We start from the raw sequence: 23,564 nt of genomic DNA on the forward strand, positions 1-23,564 counted from the left end.
CGGGTTACGGCATGGTATGGGACTCGCCGGCTTAGACTGGCTTAGCCGGGTAGTCGCTAGTTAGTAGGGCGCTGTCAGCGGTAAAGTCAGGGTCACTCGGCCGTGGCCGGCGGCGTTGTTGTCCAGCTTGAGTTGGCCGCTAAGATCCTTGGCAAAACGTTGCACCATCACCAGACCCAGGCCGCTGCCTTTTTCCTTCAGGCTGACGAAGGGGCGGATGCCTTGCCGTAATAAGGCTTCACTGAAGCCGTCGCCGCTGTCGATGACACTGACCGTTAGCTGCTGATCGTTTTGGGTAATATCGACTTCCACGCTTCCCTTGCGGGTGCCGATGGCTTGCACTGCGTTTTGCAACAGATTCAATAAGGCTTGCCGGAATTCGATCTCCGGCAACATGACCGGGGTTTCCGCCTGTCCACGCACCGAGAAGCGAATGTTATCGGTCGCTTGATATTTGAACAGGGTGATCAAGTCTTTCACCACGGCGTTGACATCGGTCGGCTGGGCAATTTTGCTGCTGTGGCGCGCGGAACTGAGCAGGTCGTTGAGATGGTTGGTGAGCCTTTGTACTTCGCTGTGCAGCAGGCCTATGCGTTGGCGCAGGTCCGGGTCGCTGGATTCCGACAACAAGTTTTCCAAGGCGACTTGGATAATCGCCAGCGGATTGCGCAATTCGTGCGCGGTGCTGGCCGCCATCTCGGTCAAGGCCGCCATCCGCTCGGCTTTGGCCAGGCGTTGGCTTTGTTCCAACAGGGCGTGGCTGGTTTGCCGCACCTGTTGCTCCAGGTGATTGGTGTAATGCAAATGTTCCTGTTCCAGTTCGATTAAATGATCGACCAAGTGGTTATAACGATCGAATAGATCGCGTAATATCGGATCGGCGGTTTCGCGTCTGATGGGTTGCTTGACACCTTCCGCCAGACCGGACAGCAAATCCCGCAAGGCATCCAAGGGCTCCAACACATTATTACGAAAGAAGTAATGGCCTATCCAGAACAGCATTAAGGGTAGAACCACCGCCAGTTGCAGCTCCAGACGGCTATCGTCTTCGACATTGATCAACATTTTTTCTTCTTCGTTGGTCTGTCTATCCAACACCTGGCGGATCATATTCACCGAATCGATCAGTGCTTGCGCGTCGCCGTTGCTGGCGGCGGCGAATTTGGTTTGCAAGGTGTTCAAATCGACCGCGACCACGAATTCGGAGCTTTTATTGTGTGTTTGAAGTAAGTCCAGCAAGCGATCTTGAATATCGTTGATTTGCTCGGCGGCGACGCTGGGGTTGCTGCGGTGTAATGCCAATTGCGATTGCAGCTCCAGTAATTCGAAAATGGTTTCTTCCAGGTGATGGCCTTTGCCGATGTCGGTTTCTATGGTCTGGATGCGTTGATGATTGCGCCAGGTCAAGCGGCCGATGGCCAGCAGCTCGCCAATCACTAGAATACTCATCACTATGGTGACGAAAATAACCGGACGTAACAGAAGTTTCAACATGCGCTAGTTCTCATGGTGGTTGCTGCTAGGCGAAGCATAGCATTTTGCTGCTTGTGCCCGGCCCGTTCAAAGTTTACGCCGGCTCAAAGGGTGGTTATCAAAGGCCTTGCGCACATGTCGCCAATTTGCCAGCACCTGTTCGATACGGTTGCCGTCGTTGGGCTTGAGTAGCGTAAAGCACTCGCTGCTGCGCACGAACGCCGATAAAAAATCGCCCATGATGCGTTGCTGGGTTTTGTACTCGGCCAAAGCCGTGCGTTTTAAACCGACTTGCGCGGGCGAGAGCGCGACGCAGGCGCGGGTATGACCGCGTAACGGCAGGTCGCTGGGCAATGACAGCGGTTGATCGCTCCAGTCCTGCGGAATGCCCCAGTTGGAACCGGTTGGCCAGCCGTGTTGCCAATGAATCAGATAGGCCAGTAATTTCGGTTGCGGGTGCGGCGTTGGGTATTGCTGCAGCCAGTGATGTACGGCCAGCAGCGTGAACATACCCAGACCGGCATGGTCGGAGTCGTTTTCCATCACATCCGGGAAGGCGATTATCGTCGGTTTGGTATCGCGCAGAATCGCGATCAGTTCATTAAGCAGATCCTGGCCGTCCTGGGCAAAGCCGCGGTCTTCCGCTTGCCCATAGGGGACGTGATCAAAGCCGGTGAATTCCGAGCGCATCGGATTATTGCGCCGCCAGTGCGATACCAGTGCCGAATAAATGCTGCCGTCGGAGAATCCCAATAAATCCAGATGTACAAAGCCATGGCCCAAAACCTCGGCGGCGCGGCGCGACTCTTCCAGACGTTTCTCGCCAAAATTTAGATAATCCGCTGCCGACGGGTTGCGTTTGCCGCTATCCTGCATCACCGCGCCGACGTAAGCATCGCCGGAGGTGACAACCGTCGAGCGCACCGTGCCGCCGTTTTGCAGGACTTGCTGAATCAGGCCGGCCGCACTCAAGCTTTCGTCGTCGGGGTGTGGCGCCAACACCAGCAGGCGTTCGCCTTTACCAATTTCTAAAGTGGGTTCCGCAACCGCAAACAGGGGCGTTGCCAGCAAGAGCAGGCAAATACAGAAGCAGCGTTTGTAAGGGGATAGTGGCATTCAAACTCCGTGAGTTTTCGACAATTAATAATTACGGGGTATCAGGCCTATTGTGACTATGTATGGCAAACACATAGCCTCCAACAAGCGCATACATTAAGTTAAACCGTTACTTGCTAAAAATACCTTGCCAACCGCCGGAAATCAGCCGGGTGATGACCATTAAAATAAACGGTAGCGAGATACCCGCCGGCGCCGCCAAGTAGCGGGGTTGCCAGGTGGGCGCAAATTTAGCTTTGTATTCGTAAAGCCCTTCAAAATTGTAAAAGTGATCCCCCAAATCGAAAATAGTGGTGCCGATTTTATGCCACAGCGGTGCCAAAGGTCGGCGTTCCAGGCCGGCCAGCGGCGCCATGCCCAGCGAAAACCATTGGTAATTTTCCGCTTTGCCCCACAACATCAGTTCGGCAAACAGGAAGTCCATAATGCCTTTCGGGCTGTCGGGGTCGTAGCGCATCAGGTCTATGGATAGCTCCTGTCGATTGTCGGTTTGCCAGAGATTGGCAAAGGCTTTGATCTGTCCCGAGGGATCTTTGATGACCGCAACATCGGTACGGCGCAAGTACTCGTCAGCGAAGAAGCCCAGTGAAAAGCCTTTTTCGCGGGTGTTTTTGTGCGCTAGCCAGGCATCGGATATTTGCCGTAAGATCGGTAATGCCGATTCGCGCTCGGAGCCGCTCAGAATTTCAAAGCAATACTCCATTTTGCCGAATTTATTGCGGGCGCTGCGCTGGGAGTCGCGTTGTTTGCCTTGCAAACTGAACGTTGTTAAATCAACTCGTGCGTCCTCGCCGAGCTTGAACAAGGACATGCCCAAATCCAAGTAGTTAGGCAATAAGCTGGGACCCACTTGATAGAACACCGCTTTGGCGCCATGCAGATTGGCTTGTTCGTGGAATTCCCAGAGCAAGTCTTCTATGCCGGAGAGTTCGCCGATGGGGTCACCCATCGCCACCCAGAATCGGTCGGTGGTCGCGTACATGATGAATGCGCTACGCTGCGGGTTCCACAGCAAATATTTGTCGGCCAATAAAGCCAGAAAGCCGTGGGTATCTTCGCAGTGAGTCAGTAACGTTCTGACTTCGCCGATTTCCGCGGCCGATGGTCTTTGCAAATCTTCTGGCGGCGCAATACCGAATAAGCGTGACAGACCGTAAGACACACTTACCACGGTCATCATCAACAGGGCTCTTAAGAAGCGGGGCGCATCATCTTCATAGGAAAACTGCCACCATAAGGCATGGGCGTATTCGACATCGCGGTTGGCGAAAAATCCTAGCCAGGTTGAGCCTGCCAGTACCATGACCACCGTCGCTATCCAGGACACGGAGAAGGACATACGCAGCAGCGAAGAGCTGCGTTGGAAGTGGCTACGCGTCGGTAATAGCAACAGCAAGATCATTGACAATACCAATGCTTCCCGCCAATCGAAGCCCTTAAGCAAGGACGCGACAATCCCAAGTCCCAACATTAGCAGGCTACCGAACCACGCGGCATCGATCCTCAGCCAAATGCCCCGCGCCAAAAACAATAGCAGCAAGCCGATCAAACTGCCGGCCAGATGCGAAAACTCGACAACAGGCAAGGGAATCGCATTGCGTAACCAATCCATGGCTTCCAAATTTGCAGGAATGGAGCCGGAAACGATTAGTACGCCGCCGGCAATCAGCAGCAAAAGTGAGTAAAGTTGCGGTACGATCGCTGTCAGAATTTTGCCGATAAGTTGGCTCCTTTCGGCCAGCAGGGCGCGTCGGCCGTGGATTTCGTAACCCAATAAACCGACACCGGCACACAGTAGGGGCACAAAGTAGTAAATAACTCGATACAACAACAAGGAGCTGATCAGAATCAGGTGCTGGTCCGCAGCTTCAATGCCTGACATTAACCAAAGAAATGCACTTTCAAACACGCCAATTCCACCGGGCACTTGGCTAATCACACCCATCACCTGAGCTACCACGAACACCACCAGGAAGGCGCCGAAATCGATGTCGACCTGATTCAGCAACAGCATCCACAAGACTAAAGACGATAACACCACGTCGATGCTGGCGACCAGGGTTTGCCAAATAGCCATCGATACCGAAGGGAGATGGAGCTCGAAGCCTTTAATCAATAAAGGTTTACGCCACAGTAAAACACCTAGCCAATAGGTCAGCAAACTGGCCGCGCAAACCAGGCTGACCCAATGAATAGCGGGCGGTTCTTGCAGGGTGCCGGATAAATAGTGCGGCAACACCAGGCTACCAATTAGGCCTAAAGTCAGCGCACCTAACAGATAGGTGACGGTCTGAAACAAGGAAATTTTTAAAATATCCCAGCCAGGCACGCCCCATCTGGCATAAAACCGATAGCGGATCGAGCCGCCAGCCGCCCAGGCATGGCCGGTGTTGTTGCTGATGGCGTAACTTAGTAAGGCCGCTGCGATCATTTTTCGTAGCGGAATTTGGCTATGGCCGGTGAAGCGTAATGCCAGCCAATCATAAGCGGCTAACACCAGATAGTTGATTATCGTGAGTAGCAAAGCCGCGTAAATGATAGGTAGCGGCGTGGTTTTTAAAGTATCCAGGATGTCGCTTAAATCATGGGTTTGCAATTGACTCTGCACGATGTACAGCGCGCAGACGAATAGCGCCAAGGGCAACCAGTGGCTGAGCTGTTGAGCGTAACGACTTAGGGTTTCGCGAGTCATGGTTTGCTGAATGCCGTTATGAAATTATTGAATGCCATGCTGCCGGTAAACATCCAGAATTCGCCGGGTCAGTTTGGGATAGTCCTGATCGAAATGATGGCCGCCGGGCAATTCCAGAATATCGGCCTCGCTATTAGCCAGTGCGGTACAGGCGGTTTCGGCCTTCTCGTCTTTGCCGTAGACACACAGAATCTTCTGTTTGGGCAGCTTTATCAGTTCCGGAGCCAAGGCGTGTTCGCCGTCGCTTTGCCCAAGCCAGCCGGACACGTGGATTTCAAAATCGGCGCGATCGGCCAGCGCCAACAACACCAGCAGCGCTACACTGTTTTGATCCTGCGTTGATAGACGGTTGTATATCGGCGGCAAAATGTCCGCGCCAAACGAATAACCCGCCAGCACAAAGGACTTTACGCCCCAGTGTTTTCGATAGTAAGCCATGGTGGCGGCCAGATCGGCGGCAGCTTGTTCCGGTGTTTTGTGTTCCCAGAAATAGCGTAAGACATCGACGCCCACTACCGGGTAATTTTGCGCTGCCATTTCGTCGGCCACGCTTCTATCCAGGTCGCGCCAGCCGCCGTCGCCCGAATAGAACAACGTCACCGTGTCACTGGGTTTCGTGCTGGGCACTTCCACCACCGGCATTGGCGGGGCAGCCTGATTGCTTTGACCAATCGCTGATTCAACTTCCTCGATCAACAGCTTGTCCAGCGGGGTGTCGTAGGGGGCAATGCGGGTATCGACATCGCCTAAGCTGCGGATAAACACAGCGGTGTTGTCTGTCGGTTGATCGGTCCATACCGAGCGCCAATGGCCTTTGGCTGCCGGCGCGGCGGTTAGGCGCTGTTGCTGATCATCCCGTAAGGTGCTTAAGGGCGGACACAACACCCAATCAGCCGGGATATTCACAGAAAAATCGATAGAAATATTGCTGGCGGCGTTGCCGGGTGGGGACAGTGCATTGAGAAACGGTACCAACGCGCCGCTGCCTATGCCGGTCACAATTAGTTTGTCGCCGGCCGGGTCGGGTAACTCTGTGCGTAGCGCGTCGAAAGCCGTGGCGATAACACTGCCATCCAGGCAGGCTTTGCCGCCTGCGCTAATGCCCTTAAAAACTTGGCCGGTATCGATAATAGCTGCGGTCAGCGCTGTTGCTGCCATGCGCTGCGCCAAAGCCTGGGGCGGAAACTTTTGGGTATCGACAAATGCCAGTACCAGGCCTTGCGAACCCCAGAGCGGCCTGGCGACAGTAATGTCACCGAAAATTAGCGAATGCTGCTGGCTGTCGGCTGCGGGCGGCGTTAGGTGCGGCAACAGAAGAGTGCCTGTGCTTATTGCAGCCAATACCGCTAACACCAACAATGCTTTTTTAATGCTCATGGTTTGCGCCGTTGCCATGGATTGATGAATGGTGCGTCATGGGTTGATGCCCAAAAACGCTGCGATCAAGTGATTGATTTCGCTTGCGTGGGTAACCGGTGCCGCGTGACCGGCACCCAGGACAATTTCTATTTTTGCATGAGCCAACATTTGCGCCAATTCGCCTGAGTGGGGCAGGTCGATGATGTCGTTTTCGCCGGCAATGACTAAGGTCGGTGCGGTAATTGCCTGCAAATCCGCATGCTTGAGTTGTGGCGCTACCTGCCACAGGGCCTGGATTTCCGCAGCCAGTGCCGGGTGGTTTGCGCCCGCGCCAGACCACCAGCTTCGCAGCCAATCGCCGATTTGCTGCATTTGCTGCCGGAGCGGATTGCTCGGGGTGCCATCAGCCGCCTGAGTCACGCCAGAAGGATGAAAATTGGCGCTAATGGCGACGATTTTCCCCACGCGTTGCGGAGACTCCAAGCCCAATAACAAGGCAATAATGCCGCCGTCACTCCAGCCAACAATATCGGTGCGTGGAATGCCCAGCCGGTCCAAAACCAACAAGGTGTCTTCCGCAAAAATTTGATAGCTTAGAGCGGTATGCCCCGCTGTAGATTCGCCGTGACCACGGGTATCAATCAGCACCACTTTTCTGCCTGCCTTAACCAACCAGGGTATCTGCGAAAACCAACTAAGTTTGTTACTCAAGCCGCCATGCAGCAACAAGACCGGCTCCCCCGATCCATAAGCGACATAACGAATATGCGCGCCCTTGTTCATAATGTCGCCGCTCAAAGTGGGAACCGAGGTCGACGACTTCCACAGCCAATAGCGGAGCATGTTGGTCGACATCGGCCGTAAACCGAAAAATAGGGCTAGGATTACTAGCAGCAAAATCAAACCGCTCATAGGAACTATTCGCTTTTTCCAAAGTGCCTGGTTAAACATGTCAGCGCCCGTTGTCATTACGAAATGTAAATGGCTGCCTAAAACTCAAAATGCGCTCGGACGCCATACACATCCACCGGTCCCCGATCCGCGTTATAAGCGGGATTAGCGATGTGCTGATAATCCAGGGTCATCCAAGCTGACGGCAGCAAGCGCAGCTTGTAATAAATATCCACCACTTGTTCGGGCCGGTAACGCAGATTACCGTCGCCGATAAAACCGTCCACCCCGCCCAGGCGCAAATACTCGGCATGTCCGGCGGAAATCCAGCTACTGGCGTAGGCGATACCCAGCGCATCGTAATGCCGGCCCCAACGATCGCCGCCGATTAAGCTGCCAAACGATAGCGAGCGATCCGCCGAGGTGTAGGAATACACTTCAGTCTTGCCGTCGCTAACCATGCCGCGTAAAAACACCCCAACGTCGTCGAATAGCTGCTGTTCCAAATTAATGCCTATACCCATTTTGACATTGGCTTTGCGTACCCAGCATAGATCGGGAGCACTGCTATTCGCCGAGTCATAATTAAAGCTTGTGCAATTAGCCGCGTTTTGGGCCGGATTGGCTTGGTAGGCGGCGATGGCGTCGTCCCAGCGTCCCATCCGTTCATGATTACGGTATGCGAGCAGCCTGACGGCGCCCGGTTGTGTGAATAGTCTGTGGCGGTGTTCAATCTCTACTTGATCGCCGTAATATTTGAAGATTCTGAAGTCCAGCGGCAAGTCATTGGGGTTTTGCGGCGTGGCGAAACGGCCCAGCCGGAAGGTCCAATCGTCGAAATAATATTCGGCTGCTAGGCCGACGCTGTAGCCGCGGGCATCGGCGGCAAAATCGTAAGCGGCGTTGGTTAGAAATGCCATGTTCAGAAACTGTTGACGCAAATCGGCGGCATAGCTGTTCTTATCGAAAATATCCAGGATACTGAGGTTACCCCCGGTGATAACCAGACGCCGGCTATCGGCGTTTCCGGCGAGTTGCAGCGGACCGGAAACCACATGATGGCTGTCGCCACCCATACTGATAGTCTGTTTTAAGTAGAAACGCGACTTATACCAAGTCGCGCTAACCGAGCCGGATTTTTGCAGTTCAAAGTTTTGGATACTGCCGCCCAAACCCTTTAGGTCCGACAGCGGCAGTTCGGAAATCATTTCCGGTGCCAGATAAATTTCGCTGCCTTGCCAGGCTTTCAAGCCAAAATAGGCCGTGACCGTGCCGGTGAAACTGCGCTCGGCATTGGGCAGCAGCGAATGCGGGGTGCCGTTGAGGTTGGTGTATTGAGCCGGGAAGGCCGGTTTCCAGCTGGAAATATAGGTGGCTTGGCCGTAGGCATTCCAGCGTTCGTCTTTCATATCGTGCCAGTCTTGATCGGCCAGCAACTGCATGAAGGAAAAGTTACCGTCTTCATCGTCAGCTAATGGTTGCTCGGCTTTGACGTTGGCAGTACAGAGCATCAACGCCAGCCCAGCAGCGTAGGCATTTGCCTTGATGGGTAACTTGCCCATGGCGCTTAGCTCAAATCCTTATGCCGCTCGCCGCTGCTGATGCGGCCGCCTTCCTGCGCATCCAGAATATACACCTTGCCGTCGCCATGATGGCCGCTGTGGGCCGTGCGCATGATGGTTTCGAAAATAATCTCCACCAAGTCATCTGGCGCGAAAATTTCCAGGCGTTTTTTAACCAGAAACGGTTTGTAATCTTGGCTGTGCTCGGTCCGCTCGCGACCGAAGCCTTCGCAGTCCATGATCGACATCCCCGGAAAGCCCGGTATCTCCATCAAGGCCATCGTAATCTGGCTGAGCTTGTGCGGCTGCACGTAGGCGCGAATTTCTTTCATAGTAGTCCCCTAAAGCTCGTCAGGCTCGGCAAAATAGCGGTATAGCGCGGGTAGCAAGGTTAAGGTCAAAATGGTGGCGGTGATCAAGCCGCCGATAATGACAATGGCAAACGGTTTGGCGGTTTCCGAACCGACGCTGGTGGACAGTGCTGCCGGAAATAAGCCCAGCATCGCCATCAAGGCTGTCATCACCACCGGCCGCAAGCGGCTGACGGAGCCGTTGACGATAGCGTCGTGCAATTTTTGACCGTCCCGACGCAGCTTGTTCAATTGCGAAACTAGAATCACGCCATTTTGCACGGCAATCCCAAACAGGGCAATGAAACCGACTGCGGCGGACACACTGAGGTTAATGCCGGTCACCAATAAAATCAGCAAGCCGCCTATCATTGCAAACGGCACGTTCATCACGATCAACAAGGCATTTTTAATCGACATGAAAGCCCAAAATAACAGCACAAAAATAAGACCTAAGCTGATCGGGACGATGACGGCCAGACGCTTCATCGCCCGCTGTTGATTTTCGAACTGGCCGCTCCAGACGATGTGGTAGCCGGGCGGTAAAGAGACTTGCTCGGCGACTTTCTGCTGGGCCTCGGCGACGAAACTGCCCTGGTCGCGGTCGATCAGATTACATTTAATGGCTATTCGGCGCATATTGTCTTCACGGCTGATGCGAGACGCGCCCTGATTGATTTTGATGGTGGTCAGCTCGGAGAGCGGAATGCGTTGGCCGGAGGGGGTTTGCACCGTCAGATTTTCCAGATCGGCGACCGAATTGCGGGCGCTATCCTGATAACGCAAGGTGATGTCGAAACGGCGTTCGCCTTCCAGAAACTGTGAAGCCGCCTTGCCGCCCATGCCGATTTCCATCACCCGCTCCACATCGGCGACATTGATGCCATAGCGCGATACCTTGGCCCGGTCAATGTCTACGATCACTTGCGCCAGTCCGGCTTGTTGCTCGGCGGCGGCATCGGTAGCGCCTTGAATGCCGGCCAGGATATGGGTGACTTGATCGGCCCTATCCTGTAAGGTCTGCAAATCGCTGCCGAATATTTTGATGGCGATTTCGCCTTTCACCCCGGAAATAGCCTCTTCGACGTTATCCTGAATCACCTGGGAAAAGTTGGTGAGTATGCCTGGAAAAATGGCCAGCGCCTTGTCCATGGCCTGCACCAAATCGTCTTTGCGCTGATAACGCCAAGTATCCTTGGGTTTTAAGTCGATCAGCACTTCCAGGTTATTAAAACCTTTGGGGTCGGTGCCGTCTTCCGGGCGGCCCAATTGAGTGATGATGGTTTTGGCTTCCGAAAAAGTTTCCAGCGTATCGCGGACTTGCCGCTCCAGTTGTTTGGCCGTGCTTAGCGATACCGGTGTCGGCAGGGTGATGGTCAGCCAGATATTGCCTTCGTCGAGTTTGGGCATAAACTCGGTGCCGATTAGTCTGACTGACATAAAGCTCAGCACCAGCGCGGTAATGGCGGCGATGAATACTGCCCGTGCATGCCGTAACACCCATTCCAGCACTTGGCGGTAACGCTGTTCCATCGCTTGTACGATGGGGTTGTGTTGTTCGGCGAGTTTCGGTCCCAACAGATAGGTCAGCATGGCCGGCACAAAGGTCAGACTAAACAGCATGGAAGCCACCAAGGCAAAACTCAAGGTGAAGGCCATGGGTGAAAATATCTTGGCTTCCACGCGCTGGAAGGTAAAAATCGGCAAAAAGGCGATGATGATGATGGCTTTGGAAAACAGGATGGGTCGGCCCATTTCGGTGGCGGTGGCCAGTAGCGATTGCCGCAGGTGCCGCATATCGGCGTTGCGCTGTAAATCCAGCGTCACTTGCACCATCACAGCTTCGACCAATACCACCGCACCGTCGACAATGATGCCGAAGTCGATAGCGCCCAGGGAAATTAGATTGGCAGAGATACCGCCGAGATCCACCAAAATGAATGCGAACAGCAAGGAGAGCGGGATAATCAGCGTCACCAGTAGCGCCGCGACAAAGCGTCGTAAAAATACCAGCAGGATAATCAGTATCAACACCGCGCCTTCGATCATATTGTGTTCGACGGTATGGATGGTGTGGCCTACCAGCTCGGTGCGATCGTAGAATGGCGTGATTTTCACGCCGGGCGGCAGGCCGAAGTCGTTGAGTTCCTTGATTTTCTGTTTCACGCCGTCCAGCACATTGACCGCGTCGCGGCCTTTGATCAACAACACGATGCCTTCAACGACATCGTCACGCTGATTCATACCCACCATGCCGTTGCGCGGTTGCGGCCCCACGCTGATGTCCGCGACATCCTTGATGCGCACCGGCACACCATCGTTGGTGGTGACGACGATTTCGCCGATTTCCTCCGCGGATTTCAGTAAACCCGTGCCGCGCACCACCAAGGCTTCGTCGCCGTGCTCGATATAGCCGCCGCCGGTATTGGTATTGTTGGCAGCAATCGCTGCGAACACTTGGTTGAGGTCTATGCGATAGTTTTTTAATTGCTCGGGTTTGGCCGCGACTTTATATTCCTTTACGCCGCCGCCGAAGCCGACCACATCGGCGACGCCTTGTACCGAGCGCAATCGCGGCTCGATGATCCAATCCTGCAAGGCGCGTTGTTCCACTAGGGGTAAGTTTTTAGCATCGATCACGTAGCGCAAAATTTCGCCGACACCGGTTGACAAGGGCCCTAGTTGCGGCTTGGTTTCGCCGGGAATGTCGGCGTATTGCAGCCGTTCCAGGACTTGCTGGCGCGAGAAATAGTCCTCGGCTTTATCGTCGAAAGTCAGCGTCACCACCGACAAGCCGAAAATGGATACCGAACGCATGTTCAGCAAATGCGGCAAGCCGTTCATTTCCCGTTCGATGGGTAGCGAAATCTGCTTTTCCACTTCTTCCGGAGCCTGGCCGGGAAATTGGGTGACCACCTGCACAAAGACGTTTTGTACATCCGGAAAGGCTTGTACCGGCAGATTCTCAAAGGCGATGATGCCGGAGACGGCAATCGCCAAAGTGGCGCCGATGACCATCAGCCGTTGCTGTAAACAAAACGCGATAAGACGCTCGATCATGTCAGTGTCCTGGGTATGTCTCTAGGGCTGATGGGTGCTTTCAATTTCGACTTCTTCTTCGGCGCGCAGCATTAACGCCCCTTCGGTCACCAACAGCTCGTCGGCTTGTAGTCCTTGCCTGATCACGGCCTTATTTTGCAAGCGTAGGCCTATTTCGACCCGGCGTTGCCGATAGCGGTTTTCGTCCAGGGCGACGAAGACGTAATCTGCATCGCCTTCGGTAAACACCGCCGTTAGCGGAATTACGAAGGCCTTGTCGTCCGCTGCGCTTTCCACCGTGATGGTGGCGTACATGCCGGGCAGCAGGCGGCCATCCGGATTATCCAGTTTGCACCTGACTTGCACGGAACGCGTGGTTTCGTCGAGCACTTGGCCGATGTATTGTACTGTCGCCGGAAATGATTCGCCGGGGTAGGCGGGCACCGAGATTGACAGTTGTTGACCCGTTTTGATTTTGCCGATATTGACTTCGAATACCTCCAGTAAGACCGTCAAGTGTTTCAGGTCGGATACGACAAACAAGGGCGCATCGCGGTCCGGCCGCACTTCCATGCCCGGATTAACCGTGCGTTCCACGACTATGCCAGCAACCGCTGCCCGCAGTGCGAAGCGGCCATCGGTTTGCCGAGCGGATAAATGCAGGTTTTTTAGTTTGTCTTCCGCGCGTTGCAGATCACTGCGCGCGCTGCTCAAGTCGCTTTGCGCTTGTTCCAGTTCTTTGCGAGAAATAGCTTTGCCGGCGTATAGATCCTGTTGGCGGCTGAAGGCGTGGCCGGCCAGCGTGGCGGTGGCTTGGGCCTTGGCGAAATCGGCTTCGGCATCGGCGATATCCGGGCTGTCCAGTTCCAATAAGGTCGAACCCGCCTGAACCGCTGTGCCCAGTGCGATGGGAGTCGCCACGACCCGGCCGGCCACCGGTGAGCTGATACGTGAGGTCAAGCTTTCGTCATAAACTATTTTGCCGGCCAACGGTTCCAACAAAGGATGCTGGGCCAAGCTGAGCTTAGCGGTTTTGACATAGGTTTTTTTCGGCGAGTCGGGCGCCAGGATGACTTCACCGGCGGGGGTGGGCGGTTTGGCGGCCGGCGGCGTCTTGTCGGCCGAGTCGGAACAGGCCGACAACATGCCGGTAACCAGCAAGCAACAGAGCAACGGTATTTTGGTGAGAGATTGCCTAGATTTATTCATGTCGAGTATTCGTTTAAGCCTGTTATTGCAATTGAGTGTGTGCCTGGGCATTGTCGTTGTCGTTGCCGACTTCCTCGCCCAGGGCTTTGGCCAAATCGTAATAAGCATTGGCGCGGTTGATCATGGCCTGACTGTAATCGCGCATCACATTTTTGTAGCTGCGTTGGGCTTCGATAAAGTCCAGTACCCCGGTGGCGCCCTTGCTATATGCCAGTTCGGCGCTGTTGCGCACCGACAGTGCATCGTCCAGCAAGCCGGCTTGAAACCGCTGCACGATTTTATCCGAGCTATTCCAGATCGCTAAGGCATTGGCGACATCGTTGCGAATGCCAAGCTCGGTTTGTTCCACCGCCAGTTGGTTCCGGTTTAAGGCAACCGCCGCCTTGTCCGATTCGCCTTGGTATTGATAAAACAAGGGCACCGGCACACTGACGCCGACAAAAAACGAATTCAATGCGTTGTTGCTTGGGTCGCGCGCATAGCCGGCATTGACGGTCACATCCGGGTATTTCAGGCGTCTGGCCAACTCCAGTTCTTTCTCGGCCTGCGCGGCTCGTTGTTTGTCGGCCAGTAAATCCGGGCGTTGCTGCAAGGCTTTGTTCATCAGCTCGTCCTTGGTCTGGTTTTGGCCGATGTCTTTGATGCCAGGCCATTGTTCTCTGGCTTCGAAATGCAAACCGTTATCCGGCCAGCGCAAGATGACTGCCAAACCGGCTTGGGCCTGTTCCACGGCGGTTTGCGCGCTATCCAGATCGGATTGGGCACGCATGGCTTCCATTTTTACCCGCAAGAAATCGGACTCGGCGATGTCGCCGCTGTTCATCCTTAGCTGGTTGGCTTTGGATATGGTCTGATAGTGATCGACAATTTCTTGAGCCAGCCAGCGGTTCTTCTGCGCCAGCAGCAGGTCGTAGTAAGCATCTCTGACCATGTTGGAAAAGATACGCACCGCATCGCGGAAATCGCTTTCCGCAGCCTGGGTGGCAAAGCCGCTGCTTTGCATGCGCAGGCCGCGTTTGCCGGCGACTTCGATTAACTGACTGAAGGAAAAATATTCGGCGGGGCCGCAAGACACACTGGCATCGTGATTGCACCCGCTGGCGTTGGAGCCCATATTGGGCCGGTTGCTTAGTTCGGAGATTTGTACGCCCAAGGTGGGGTTGGGAATGGCTGCAGCGATGATGGCGTCGGCGCGGGACTGGTCGATATTGTATTGCGCGGCTATCAGATCGAGATTGCGCTGGTAAAACACAGCCAATGCCTCATCTATCGATAAGGGTACGCTCTGGGCGTGACTCTGTATAGCCAGCAAACAACCGAGCAAGCCAGTCGCCGCCTTATAGATGAAACCTTGGTATTTCATGCTTAGTCACCGTAGTCGAACCATTGAACCTGCTTGGTAAGGTCTATCAGCAATTAGTCTGCCAAGTTGCCTGGGCGATTGCCAAACCCAGTATATTCGGCTTATTTCAACCTTATTGCCAGGTAGGAATGCTTGGCATAATGGTTATATTGAGTAGGAGTGGTTTATATAAACCAATAAATTTCAGTGAATGGCCGAAAAAGCCCAGCTGCTCAGAAGGCATTTAGGGTGGCCATAAGGTTTCGGGAGAAAATGGATAATTGCGGAAGATTCGCGTGATAAAGGTTATATGAGTCTTGCGATTTCAGGTTCGATGGTTTGCTCGCGACTCTGCGGCGATATTCAAGTATTTTGAACGAATGACAGTTGCTATGTGCTTGAGCGTTGCGGAAGCGCGTCGCTTCGACGTTTGGTTGGGCAAAATTTGCCTTTCATTTTGCGGTGGCACCGCGGGAGTGATCCGCCTTATCCGCTAGGAGCACCCTAGTGTAGGCAAAGCGGTATTAAGCGCATTAAAAAATGCCGCCAATCCTTGGCAGCGAAGACAAAGAGATATTACGGCAAGGTGCAAGTGCCGTTGCCGCCATCTCTAACGTAATAGTCGGTGGAAAGCGTGCCATTGGCTGCCGAGATTACGTTCAATCCCGCACCCAGAAACACAGGCACTGATTTTCGGGTGGTTCCGTTCAATTGGGTTAGCGGCGTGCCGTTGATTGATACATTCAGTAGGTAGCTGCCATTATCGAACAGGTTGACGAAATGCTGAGTGTTACCGCTAGCCGGGTTTAAGGCGCAGCCTGGAGTGATGGTGGTATAGGATTTTCCACTAGCAGCGTATTCGAGGACGCCGTCAGCGCTGAAGGTGTTGCCTGAAGTATTGGGTAGATCGCAGAAGCCAGGTTGTACGGTGAAGGCATAGGTATCAGCTGTTCTACCGGACAGGGCGGCCACGAGAGAGTTATTGCCATCATAAAGCCAGACAGCGACATCGGGTTGCGACGCGGTAACTTTGGCCACAGTTCCGCCATTGAGAGTAATCGTTGCCTTATCTTTTGACCTTGGGTTGAATAGGCCGGTTTGAACGGTTGCAGCTTGCAAGCCGGTGGCTGGATTTACGGCGCACTGCACCATAGAGGAGGCAAAGGTTTTTCCGCTTGAACCGATTTGAATGGTCGTTGCAGCCTCAACCCTAGGTATTGAAGATAAGACGGAGAGAATTGCCAATAGATTGATTGACAGCCTTTTTATGGTTTTCATATTCCAAATGCCTTTAGATTAATTAGAGCGGCCTAATTTACTATTCGGCGATGAATTGAATGTTAATTCCACATTAAGGTTAAGTTAAATAGCGCTTCCAAGCGAGTCTGCCGCATTCGAGGGAGTAGCTAAAATCAATCACACAATTTCGAAGGAAAAAATGACAGCAATGACTGTCATCGACACTAATCCGACGATAAAAAGCACTTCCGCCCAGCGTTCCAAACCGACTGTTGATCGCTCCAGGCGAATCGATAAAAACGATAGCAGTGCACTGATGGTGAATAACAAACTGTCTACCGCCAGCGCCTTATCGATAAAGTAACTAACCATATCGGCAGGCTGACTTTTGACGATGCTGATGACCATAATGCAGACACCTACCATTGTTGCCGAATTTGGCAGAATGTGATGGGAAAGGTCGTTGTTGGCGTTTTGTTTCATCGGGTGTTGATTAAAAAATAATGGGATTATAGCTTTACATGGCGATAGAAAACCCGTTTGGCCAGCTCTGCGGTAAGAATGTAAAGCAGCACGATTAAACCTAGCCAGCCGGAAATGGCTAACGATAGGGGTTGGAAGCCGATCAACGGTGCCACGGGTGTGTAAGGTAGCGCGAGTGTGAGCCCTACGATGCTGGCGGTGGTGAGCATCAATGGATTGCCCGGACGATTGCTGAACAATTGGTTTTGGCTGCGCACCACAAATACGATCAGCGCGGCGGAAATCACCGATTCGCTAAACCAGCCGGTGCGGAATTGCTCTACCGGCACCTGCAACCATAAGAGCAGGCCGAAGGTTAGATAGTCGAACACGGAGCTGATGATGCCGAAAGTCAGCATGAATTTGCGAATAAAGCCGATATTCCAGCGGTGCGGCTTGCTGAGCATTTCCGGGTCGACATTGTCCGAGGCAATGGTCATTTCCGGAAAGTCGGTCAGTAGATTGGTCAGCAAAATTTGCTTGGGTAATAGCGGCAGGAAGGGCAAAAACAGCGACGCGCCGGCCATGCTGAACATATTGCCAAAGTTGGCGCTGGTGGCCATGAACACGTACTTAAGGGTATTGGCGAAGGTGATGCGGCCTTCGCGAATACCACCCAGCAATACGCGCAGATCTTTTTCCAGCAACACGATTTGTGCGGTTTGCTTAGCGACGTCGGCGGCGCTGTCCACCGAAATGCCCACATCCGCAGCATGTAGCGCCGAGACGTCGTTGATACCGTCGCCCATGTAGCCGACAACAAAGCCCGCTTTCTTCAGCGCGATGATGATGCGCTCCTTCTGATTGGGTTCGATTTCGGCGAACAGATTGACCTGGGCGACCCGATGAATCAAAGCTCTTTCGCTCATGCCGGCCAGATCGGTACCGGTCAGGATGGCCGATGTTGCCAGGCCCAATTGGCCCGCCACCGTTTCCGCTACCAAGCGGTTGTCGCCGGTAATAATTTTTAGCGTCACGCCTTGCTCGCGCAGCAGGCTGATGGTTGCCGCGCAATCGGCTTTTGGCGGGTCGAATAAGGTCAAAAAACCCAGGAAACGCAAGCCGGTTTCGTCGTCCTTGGCAAACTTGGTCTTACCGGGCATGGGTTTGTAAGCGACGCCCAGGGTTCTAAAGCCCTGGTGGCTATAGTCCCGGTAGCGTTGCTGAATGGCGTCTGCAGCGGTCGCGATGGGTTGCAGCTCGCCAGCGGCATTTTCCGCCGTGTCGCAAATTTCTAGGATATTGTTTAACGCGCCTTTGCAGATCATCAAGGTTTCGCCTTGATCTTGCACCAGCATGCTGAGTCGCTTGCGATGGAAGTCGTACGGGATTTCGTCGAGTTTGCCGTCGTCGGCGACAGCAAAGGTTTTGAATTGGCGGATGGCCTGGTCGATGGGGTTGTTAAAGCCGGTTTCGAATACGGAATTAAGGTAAGCGTAACGCGCTACCTTGTCGCTGGTCTGGCCGCTAATATCCAACGTGTCTTTCAGCTGCACCGTGCCTTCGGTCAACGTGCCGGTCTTGTCGGAACACAATACGTTCATGCTGCCGAAGTTTTCGATAGCGGCCAGTTGTTTGACAATGACTTTTTGTTCGGCCATGCGTTTGGCGCCGTGTGCGAGATTGATGCTGATCACCGCCGGTAACAGTTGCGGGGTCAATCCAACCGCCAGTGCCAGCGCGAACAGAAACGAGTCCATGATCGGTTTGTCCAGATAGACGTTGACCGCAAAGATCATGATGACCAGAATCAACGTGACTTCCATCAGTAGATAACCGAAACGGCGCACGCCGTGTTCGAATTCGGTTTCGGGTGGTTTTAGTTTGATGCGTTCGGAGAGTTTGCCGAATTCGCTGTCCGGTCCGGTCGCCACCGCCAAGGCCGTGGCGCTGCCGCTTTGCACATGCGAGCCCATCCACAGACAGTTTTGGCGCTGGCTGAGGCCGGTGTTGATCGGTAATTCGGTGACATATTTTTCCGCAGGGTAACTTTCGCCGGTAAGTATGGCTTCGTCGACGAACAGATTGTCGGAACTTAGCAGCCGGCAGTCGGCTGGAATTACGTCACCGGCCCGCAACTGCACGATGTCGCCGGGGACGATTTGTTCGGCGGGCAATTCTTGCAAGGCCCCGTCGCGTAACACCTCGACCCTGATTTGCACCATCGCCAGCAACTTGTGCACCGCGTCGGCGGCGCCTTTCTCCTGCCAAAAGCCCAATAGCGCGCTCATCAGAATGATGCACAGGATGATGATCGCATCCAGTTTGTCGTGCAGGTAAAACGACAGGCCGGTGGCAAATAGCAGGATCAGAATGATAGAACTTTTGAATTGCCCAAAAAATAAGCTTACGGCGCCGGGTGGTTTGTGATTTTGCGCGCGGTTATCGCCATAGCGTTTTAGGCGCGATGCCGCTTCTTGCCGGGACAGACCCTGTTCATTAGCTTGCAACTGCTGGAATAGCTCTTGGACAGAGTCATGCCAAAAGGGTTTTGACTGTTTGGGAGCGAGATTGATTGGCATGCTTGGACCTCGGTTATTTTTGAGTGTTCGGCGGACTAGGCGTCTTGGATGTCTCGGGGAATTTGCCGGATTGGCGAGTTTTCAGGGCTATGTTGCCGGTAGCCTTGATTTTGGTCGCTATAAGATCAATGCGCGTCCAATACTCGGCCATTTAGTTTTTGTTCGACACGGGCATTGTCATGGTAGAACTTGGCGTTGAAATCTCTTATTTGCTGTTCCGATACTTCCAGGGTGTCTTGCAGGATGAACCACTGCACACCTTCGCTGCAGGGCGGGGTGGTTAATGAGCCGGCATAGGTGTAGAAATGTTGAGTATTTTCCGGCAGTAAGCGCGCGGGGAGGATCATCGCGGGTGGATTGACGGTGTCTCCGATGTGGTTGGGCGATTGTTCAAGGATTGCCTGGAACGCCGGGTTATGGCCGCCGGCTTTGACCAATACACCCAGCACCGCCATCCGACCATCGGCCGTACCGTTGACAAAATGAATCTCCAGCGGATAGGCCACGCCGTTCAGTAAATGCTCGCTGGGCGCGTGAAAATGAAATTGCACCAAATCGTATTCGTTATTGCCAAAGTTCAAGGTGCCTTTTGTGGTGTTGGCTCTGATGGTATGGCCGTTGTTGGTTAGACTCAGCGGTATTTCCAGATAGTTGGGTTGCAGTTCATCTATCTTTTCAGCTTTAACGGCGCTAGCCGTTTCGATGTTCACCGGCGATTGCTTTTGGCCGATGCCGCATTCCGCGTAAGGAAAAGGTGGTCTGTAGAGTTGGTCTTTTAATTCGCCCCAGCTTTCTTGTTCCTCGTAAGTCCAGTGCGGATCGGCATGGCCGTCGGCTGCGAATGTCTCGGTAGGATGTAATACCTGACTGAAAACGGTCAAACAAACGATCAGCGTAAAGTTGTGGTTCATATCGCGATTAGAAGCCATCGATTGTTAAGTAAATTAAAGGCCGGTCCAGCGTCGAAAGATGCTTAGCAAGTGTATCTGGGATCTTTACATTTTTCTAACAAGCTACGGCTCTTTCTAAATAACACATGGCAAGAGATACAGGTATTGGTGATAGTGTCTAATGTCGCTGGAATCGCCCGTAATTGGTTTTGGTCAGCCAAATCTTGCATTTGTACCGCACTGACGCGCAGTTTGTCCGCCAATGCGAGAAAGGTGGTTTGCTCGTCCTGTTTCAGATTGAGAGTGGGCAGGGTTTGCACAATTGATTTCTCGCTAGCCGCCAACTCCTGGGCAATCCTGGCGATTTCCGCTGATTTTAACTCGCGTTGCTCTCCCAAATTAATTTCGCTGCTTAGTTGGGCGTAAACCAGTTCGTTGATTTGCTGCATCACTTGCTGCAGGTGATTGTTTTGAATCGCATGCATGGCCGGTTCGCCGGTTTCCGGCGGCTCGGGGATTTTGGCGCTTTTCGTCAAGACCGGGCGGGTGCCGGACGGTTGCTGCGCGACCTCCGGCTCCAGCCTTGATTCCGTGGAGCAAGCCATGAGATTGAAAATGATCATAAAAAAAATGATGATGCGGCTCATGTCAGTTGCCTGCTCAGAAATATTTGATTCTGCCGATTCAATTGAAGCTTCGGCATTTTGTGATGGCACAAACCAGTCTAGTTGTGGCGGAGATAACTGGGATTATTATATACGCTTGATAATTGTCGAATTAGAAATTGACAAACACCGATGCCATGCCCAAATGCCGCATGGTAGCCGCGCTGTGATTGGCGTTTTCGACATATTGGTTCATATAACCCAGTTCGGTTCTAACATTTTTGTTGAAGCTCCAGCCAAAGCCGGCAAACGCCCGGTTTTGGTCAAAACCTGACTTGCCGCCAAAGGTGGTGGAATTGACCCGGTAAAAAGCTTCGTCCCAGGCGATTAGGCTCAAGCGTGGTTCGAACTCCAAAGGATGCATGAATTTGATCATTTGGCGAGGGCGTTCACGCAACTGGTCGCCGTTCAGAAAGTTGGTTTCCCACATGGTGCGGAATGTAAAAGTGCCTATCTCCGTGGGCAACACGTAGCGAAACGCCGGCCAAATGTCTTGTTGGGAGACATAAGATTTGCCGATGTTTTGGGTAGGCAACCAGGTGTAACCGGCCCAGATTGTGGCGCGGTCGCTCAAGGAATAGCCCACGGCGGTGCGGACCATGCCTTGATACCAGTGGCTCCAGTCACGATCAAAACGCGACTGGCCTTCCACCCAGATGCGGCCATTTTTCAAGCTTGGATCGATGACGCTCATGCTGCCTTCGGCAACGGCTTGCAGCCAGGCCCCGGAGTCTTCTGTCAGATCGTCGGCCGATGCGGCGCATGAAATGGCTGTCAGCGATACCAAGGTAAGCAACTGCAGAAAAGAGAGTTTTTGAGTTAGCGGGTACATAAAGTTCCTCCGGATAAAAACTATGCGGCTATAGAACCATCGCCATTTTGGTAGGGCGATGATCTGCTTTGGTTGTATGTTTTTTAGTGCAACGAATTAAAACAAGTTGCGACAGGCTGGCAGATTCGCCGCCGTCAATAACCCTCGACGGCGGGAATTGCGTTTAACTTAAAGAACGATTTTGCGTCTTGCCGCGAGATGGTGGTCCGAATAACTTTCGTGATCGTCCAAGCCGACAATCTCGCAACGGCCGCCGGCATGGTTATATTCATCGGTAAAATGATGAATGAATTCCATCACCGTATGGTCGATCAACTCAGCTTCGGTAAGGTCGAAAAACACGGTTTTGCGTTCAGGAAAATCGGCCAGCAAGCTTTTCAGTGTGATGAAGTTGGAAAATACCGCCGCGCCGGATACCGCGATGTGGTAGGTGTCGGCATTGGTTTTGTGTACATGAAAAGCCATCGAAAAAGCGTTACGCAGCTTCAGGCCGCGGCTGACATGAATCGCCAGTTCGGCCACGATGCCGATTGCCACGCCTATCAATAGGTCAGTCGCCAATACACCGAGGATGGTGATCACGAACACCGCGAAATTGTCGACGCCTACCGCCAAGGTTTTCGCAAACTCTTTAGGCGAGGCCAGTCGGAAGCCGGTAAAGACCAATAATGCCGCCAAAGCCGCCAACGGAATTTCATGGATCAGCTTGGGAAACAGCGCGACGAAGATAAGTAAAAATACGCCGTGAAAGAAGTTGGACCAGCCGGTTTTCGCGCCGTTATTGACGTTAGCGGAGCTACGGACGATCTCGGCGATCATCGGTAAGCCGCCTATCATGCCGGAGACCAAATTGCCGATCCCAACCGCAGTCAAGTCGCGGTTGAGGTTGGAGTTGCGTTTGTACGGGTCAAGCTTATCGACCGCCGATGCGCTCAACAAACTTTCCAGGCTGCCTACCAGCCATATCGTAATGACCGAAGTCCAGAACTCCACAGTGGCAATTTTGGAAAAGTCTGGAAAATAAAAGCCGGAGAGAAAGTTTTCCGGGACGGCCACCAAAAAGGCCGGCCCCACCGTAAATACGTGATGGGCTAATATCGGTTCATCCTGCAAGAACATGTATTCATGAATATGATCCAGGTCGAAATACTGACCCAGACCCAGGCCTATCAATACCACCAATAAGGGAGCTGGGATCATTTTTAAGGTGGGGTTTTTGATCATTGTCCAGATAATCAACAATGCCAAGCCCAGTATGCCGATCAGGGTCACTTCCGGATTGAACTCCATGATGGAGTGCGGAATCTCGGCGATAGTGCCTAGCAGCGATTTGGCAGCCGGTTTCACGCCAAGCAGGGTATGAATTTGCTTGGCCATGATGATAATACCGATGGCTGCCAGCATGCCATGTACGACTGATGACGGGAAGAATGCGCTGAGTTTGCCGGCCTTGAAAACGCCCAGCAGCACTTGCAAGACGCTGGCAATCACAATGGCTGCTAGTGTGTATCGATAACCGGCCATCGCATCACCTTCGCCGAGCGCTTGCACCGCATCGACGATCACCACGATCAAGCCGGCCGCTGGGCCATTGATCGTGACAAATGAACCACTGATTCTGGAAACCACCACGCCGCCGATAATGGCGGAGATGATGCCGGACATGGGCGGGAAGCCCGATGCCATGGCGATGCCGAGACACAGCGGCAAGGCAATCAAGAACACTAAAAAACCGGATAGCAGGTCGCTACGCCAGTTTTCAATTAAACCGGGTAGCCCGGTCTTGGGCAAGGTGGCCGAAGGTGATGTGGTCATGGTTTTTCTCAGAAGCCAAGGAAAATCAATGTCCAGCGAGAAGCAT

At 53.3% G+C, this 23,564-nt stretch carries 17 protein-coding genes; all 17 read right to left on the reverse strand.

From position 1 onward, the window contains the following. Positions 1–60: 60 nt before the first annotated feature. The 17 genes from EBA_RS05755 to EBA_RS05835 all read right to left on the reverse strand — a co-directional run bounded on the left by EBA_RS05755 (position 61) and on the right by EBA_RS05835 (position 23,518). Positions 61–1,494 (reverse strand): sensor histidine kinase, encoded by a 1,434-nt coding sequence (locus EBA_RS05755; protein ID WP_192373761.1) that lies wholly within the window; start codon positions 1,492–1,494, stop codon positions 61–63. A gap of 66 nt (positions 1,495–1,560) precedes the next feature. Next, the gene (locus EBA_RS05760) at positions 1,561–2,589 is read right to left on the reverse strand and encodes a PIG-L deacetylase family protein (protein ID WP_192373762.1); all 1,029 of its coding nucleotides are present in this window, start codon (positions 2,587–2,589) and stop codon (positions 1,561–1,563) included. 109 nt (positions 2,590–2,698) lie between these two features. Next, positions 2,699–5,281, reverse strand: coding sequence for a bifunctional lysylphosphatidylglycerol flippase/synthetase MprF (gene mprF / locus EBA_RS05765; protein WP_192373763.1), 2,583 nt, complete (start codon positions 5,279–5,281; stop codon positions 2,699–2,701). A gap of 24 nt (positions 5,282–5,305) precedes the next feature. Then, positions 5,306–6,658, reverse strand: a complete 1,353-nt coding sequence (locus tag EBA_RS05770; RefSeq protein WP_192373764.1) for a virulence factor family protein — start codon at positions 6,656–6,658, stop codon at positions 5,306–5,308. Positions 6,659–6,694: 36 nt separating this feature from the next. Next, positions 6,695–7,495 (reverse strand): alpha/beta fold hydrolase, encoded by an 801-nt coding sequence (locus tag EBA_RS05775; protein WP_225615948.1) that lies wholly within the window; start codon positions 7,493–7,495, stop codon positions 6,695–6,697. A 134-nt stretch (positions 7,496–7,629) separates the two neighbouring features. Further along, a complete protein-coding gene (locus EBA_RS05780; RefSeq protein WP_225615950.1) occupies positions 7,630–9,093 on the reverse strand; it encodes a carbohydrate porin in 1,464 nt (487 codons plus the stop codon). 5 nt (positions 9,094–9,098) lie between these two features. Continuing rightward, entirely contained in the window at positions 9,099–9,425 is a 327-nt protein-coding gene (locus tag EBA_RS05785) for a P-II family nitrogen regulator (protein ID WP_192373766.1), read from the reverse strand. Between the two features lie 9 nt (positions 9,426–9,434). Beyond that, entirely contained in the window at positions 9,435–12,503 is a 3,069-nt protein-coding gene (locus EBA_RS05790) for an efflux RND transporter permease subunit (protein WP_192373767.1), read from the reverse strand. Between the two features lie 21 nt (positions 12,504–12,524). Then, entirely contained in the window at positions 12,525–13,691 is a 1,167-nt protein-coding gene (locus EBA_RS05795; protein ID WP_192373768.1) for an efflux RND transporter periplasmic adaptor subunit, read from the reverse strand. Positions 13,692–13,713: 22 nt separating this feature from the next. After that, positions 13,714–15,054, reverse strand: a complete 1,341-nt coding sequence (locus EBA_RS05800) for a TolC family protein (RefSeq protein ID WP_192373769.1) — start codon at positions 15,052–15,054, stop codon at positions 13,714–13,716. A gap of 555 nt (positions 15,055–15,609) precedes the next feature. Beyond that, complete coding sequence (locus EBA_RS05805) at positions 15,610–16,311, reverse strand: hypothetical protein (protein WP_225615952.1); 702 nt, start codon at positions 16,309–16,311, stop codon at positions 15,610–15,612. Between the two features lie 138 nt (positions 16,312–16,449). Next, positions 16,450–16,755 carry a hypothetical protein gene (locus EBA_RS05810; RefSeq protein ID WP_225615954.1) on the reverse strand — a complete coding sequence of 102 codons (306 nt, stop codon included), beginning with the start codon at positions 16,753–16,755 and terminating at the stop codon, positions 16,450–16,452. 26 nt (positions 16,756–16,781) lie between these two features. Continuing rightward, positions 16,782–19,316, reverse strand: coding sequence for a magnesium-translocating P-type ATPase (gene mgtA, locus EBA_RS05815; RefSeq protein ID WP_192373770.1), 2,535 nt, complete (start codon positions 19,314–19,316; stop codon positions 16,782–16,784). Positions 19,317–19,441: 125 nt separating this feature from the next. Then, entirely contained in the window at positions 19,442–20,245 is an 804-nt protein-coding gene (locus EBA_RS05820) for a carbonic anhydrase (protein ID WP_192373771.1), read from the reverse strand. A 44-nt stretch (positions 20,246–20,289) separates the two neighbouring features. After that, complete coding sequence (locus tag EBA_RS05825; protein ID WP_192373772.1) at positions 20,290–20,853, reverse strand: hypothetical protein; 564 nt, start codon at positions 20,851–20,853, stop codon at positions 20,290–20,292. A 130-nt stretch (positions 20,854–20,983) separates the two neighbouring features. Then, on the reverse strand, positions 20,984–21,703 hold the full coding sequence (locus EBA_RS05830) for a DUF2490 domain-containing protein (protein ID WP_192373773.1): 720 nt from the start codon (positions 21,701–21,703) through the stop codon (positions 20,984–20,986). 168 nt (positions 21,704–21,871) lie between these two features. Further along, positions 21,872–23,518 carry a SulP family inorganic anion transporter gene (locus tag EBA_RS05835; protein WP_192373774.1) on the reverse strand — a complete coding sequence of 549 codons (1,647 nt, stop codon included), beginning with the start codon at positions 23,516–23,518 and terminating at the stop codon, positions 21,872–21,874. Between the last annotated feature and the right edge of the window lie 46 nt (positions 23,519–23,564).

The organism is Methylomonas albis (assembly GCF_014850955.1).
Taxonomy (GTDB): Bacteria; Pseudomonadota; Gammaproteobacteria; order Methylococcales; family Methylomonadaceae; genus Methylomonas; species Methylomonas albis.

Bases quoted from the DNA above. Each gene is read 5' to 3' on its own strand.
- EBA_RS05810 (WP_225615954.1), bottom strand. From the start codon at position 16,755: ATGAAACAAAACGCCAACAACGACCTTTCCCATCACATTCTGCCAAAT.
- EBA_RS05775 (WP_225615948.1), bottom strand. From the start codon at position 7,495: ATGTCGACCAACATGCTCCGCTATTGGCTGTGGAAGTCGTCGACCTCG.
- EBA_RS05755 (WP_192373761.1), bottom strand. From the start codon at position 1,494: ATGTTGAAACTTCTGTTACGTCCGGTTATTTTCGTCACCATAGTGATG.
- EBA_RS05795 (WP_192373768.1), bottom strand. From the start codon at position 13,691: ATGAATAAATCTAGGCAATCTCTCACCAAAATACCGTTGCTCTGTTGC.
- EBA_RS05820 (WP_192373771.1), bottom strand. From the start codon at position 20,245: ATGGCTTCTAATCGCGATATGAACCACAACTTTACGCTGATCGTTTGT.
- EBA_RS05800 (WP_192373769.1), bottom strand. From the start codon at position 15,054: ATGAAATACCAAGGTTTCATCTATAAGGCGGCGACTGGCTTGCTCGGT.
- EBA_RS05770 (WP_192373764.1), bottom strand. From the start codon at position 6,658: ATGAGCATTAAAAAAGCATTGTTGGTGTTAGCGGTATTGGCTGCAATA.
- EBA_RS05760 (WP_192373762.1), bottom strand. From the start codon at position 2,589: ATGCCACTATCCCCTTACAAACGCTGCTTCTGTATTTGCCTGCTCTTG.
- mprF (WP_192373763.1), bottom strand. From the start codon at position 5,281: ATGACTCGCGAAACCCTAAGTCGTTACGCTCAACAGCTCAGCCACTGG.
- mgtA (WP_192373770.1), bottom strand. From the start codon at position 19,316: ATGCCAATCAATCTCGCTCCCAAACAGTCAAAACCCTTTTGGCATGAC.
- EBA_RS05825 (WP_192373772.1), bottom strand. From the start codon at position 20,853: ATGAGCCGCATCATCATTTTTTTTATGATCATTTTCAATCTCATGGCT.
- EBA_RS05780 (WP_225615950.1), bottom strand. From the start codon at position 9,093: ATGGGCAAGTTACCCATCAAGGCAAATGCCTACGCTGCTGGGCTGGCG.
- EBA_RS05835 (WP_192373774.1), bottom strand. From the start codon at position 23,518: ATGACCACATCACCTTCGGCCACCTTGCCCAAGACCGGGCTACCCGGT.
- EBA_RS05790 (WP_192373767.1), bottom strand. From the start codon at position 12,503: ATGATCGAGCGTCTTATCGCGTTTTGTTTACAGCAACGGCTGATGGTC.
- EBA_RS05805 (WP_225615952.1), bottom strand. From the start codon at position 16,311: ATGAAAACCATAAAAAGGCTGTCAATCAATCTATTGGCAATTCTCTCC.
- EBA_RS05785 (WP_192373766.1), bottom strand. From the start codon at position 9,425: ATGAAAGAAATTCGCGCCTACGTGCAGCCGCACAAGCTCAGCCAGATT.
- EBA_RS05830 (WP_192373773.1), bottom strand. From the start codon at position 21,703: ATGTACCCGCTAACTCAAAAACTCTCTTTTCTGCAGTTGCTTACCTTG.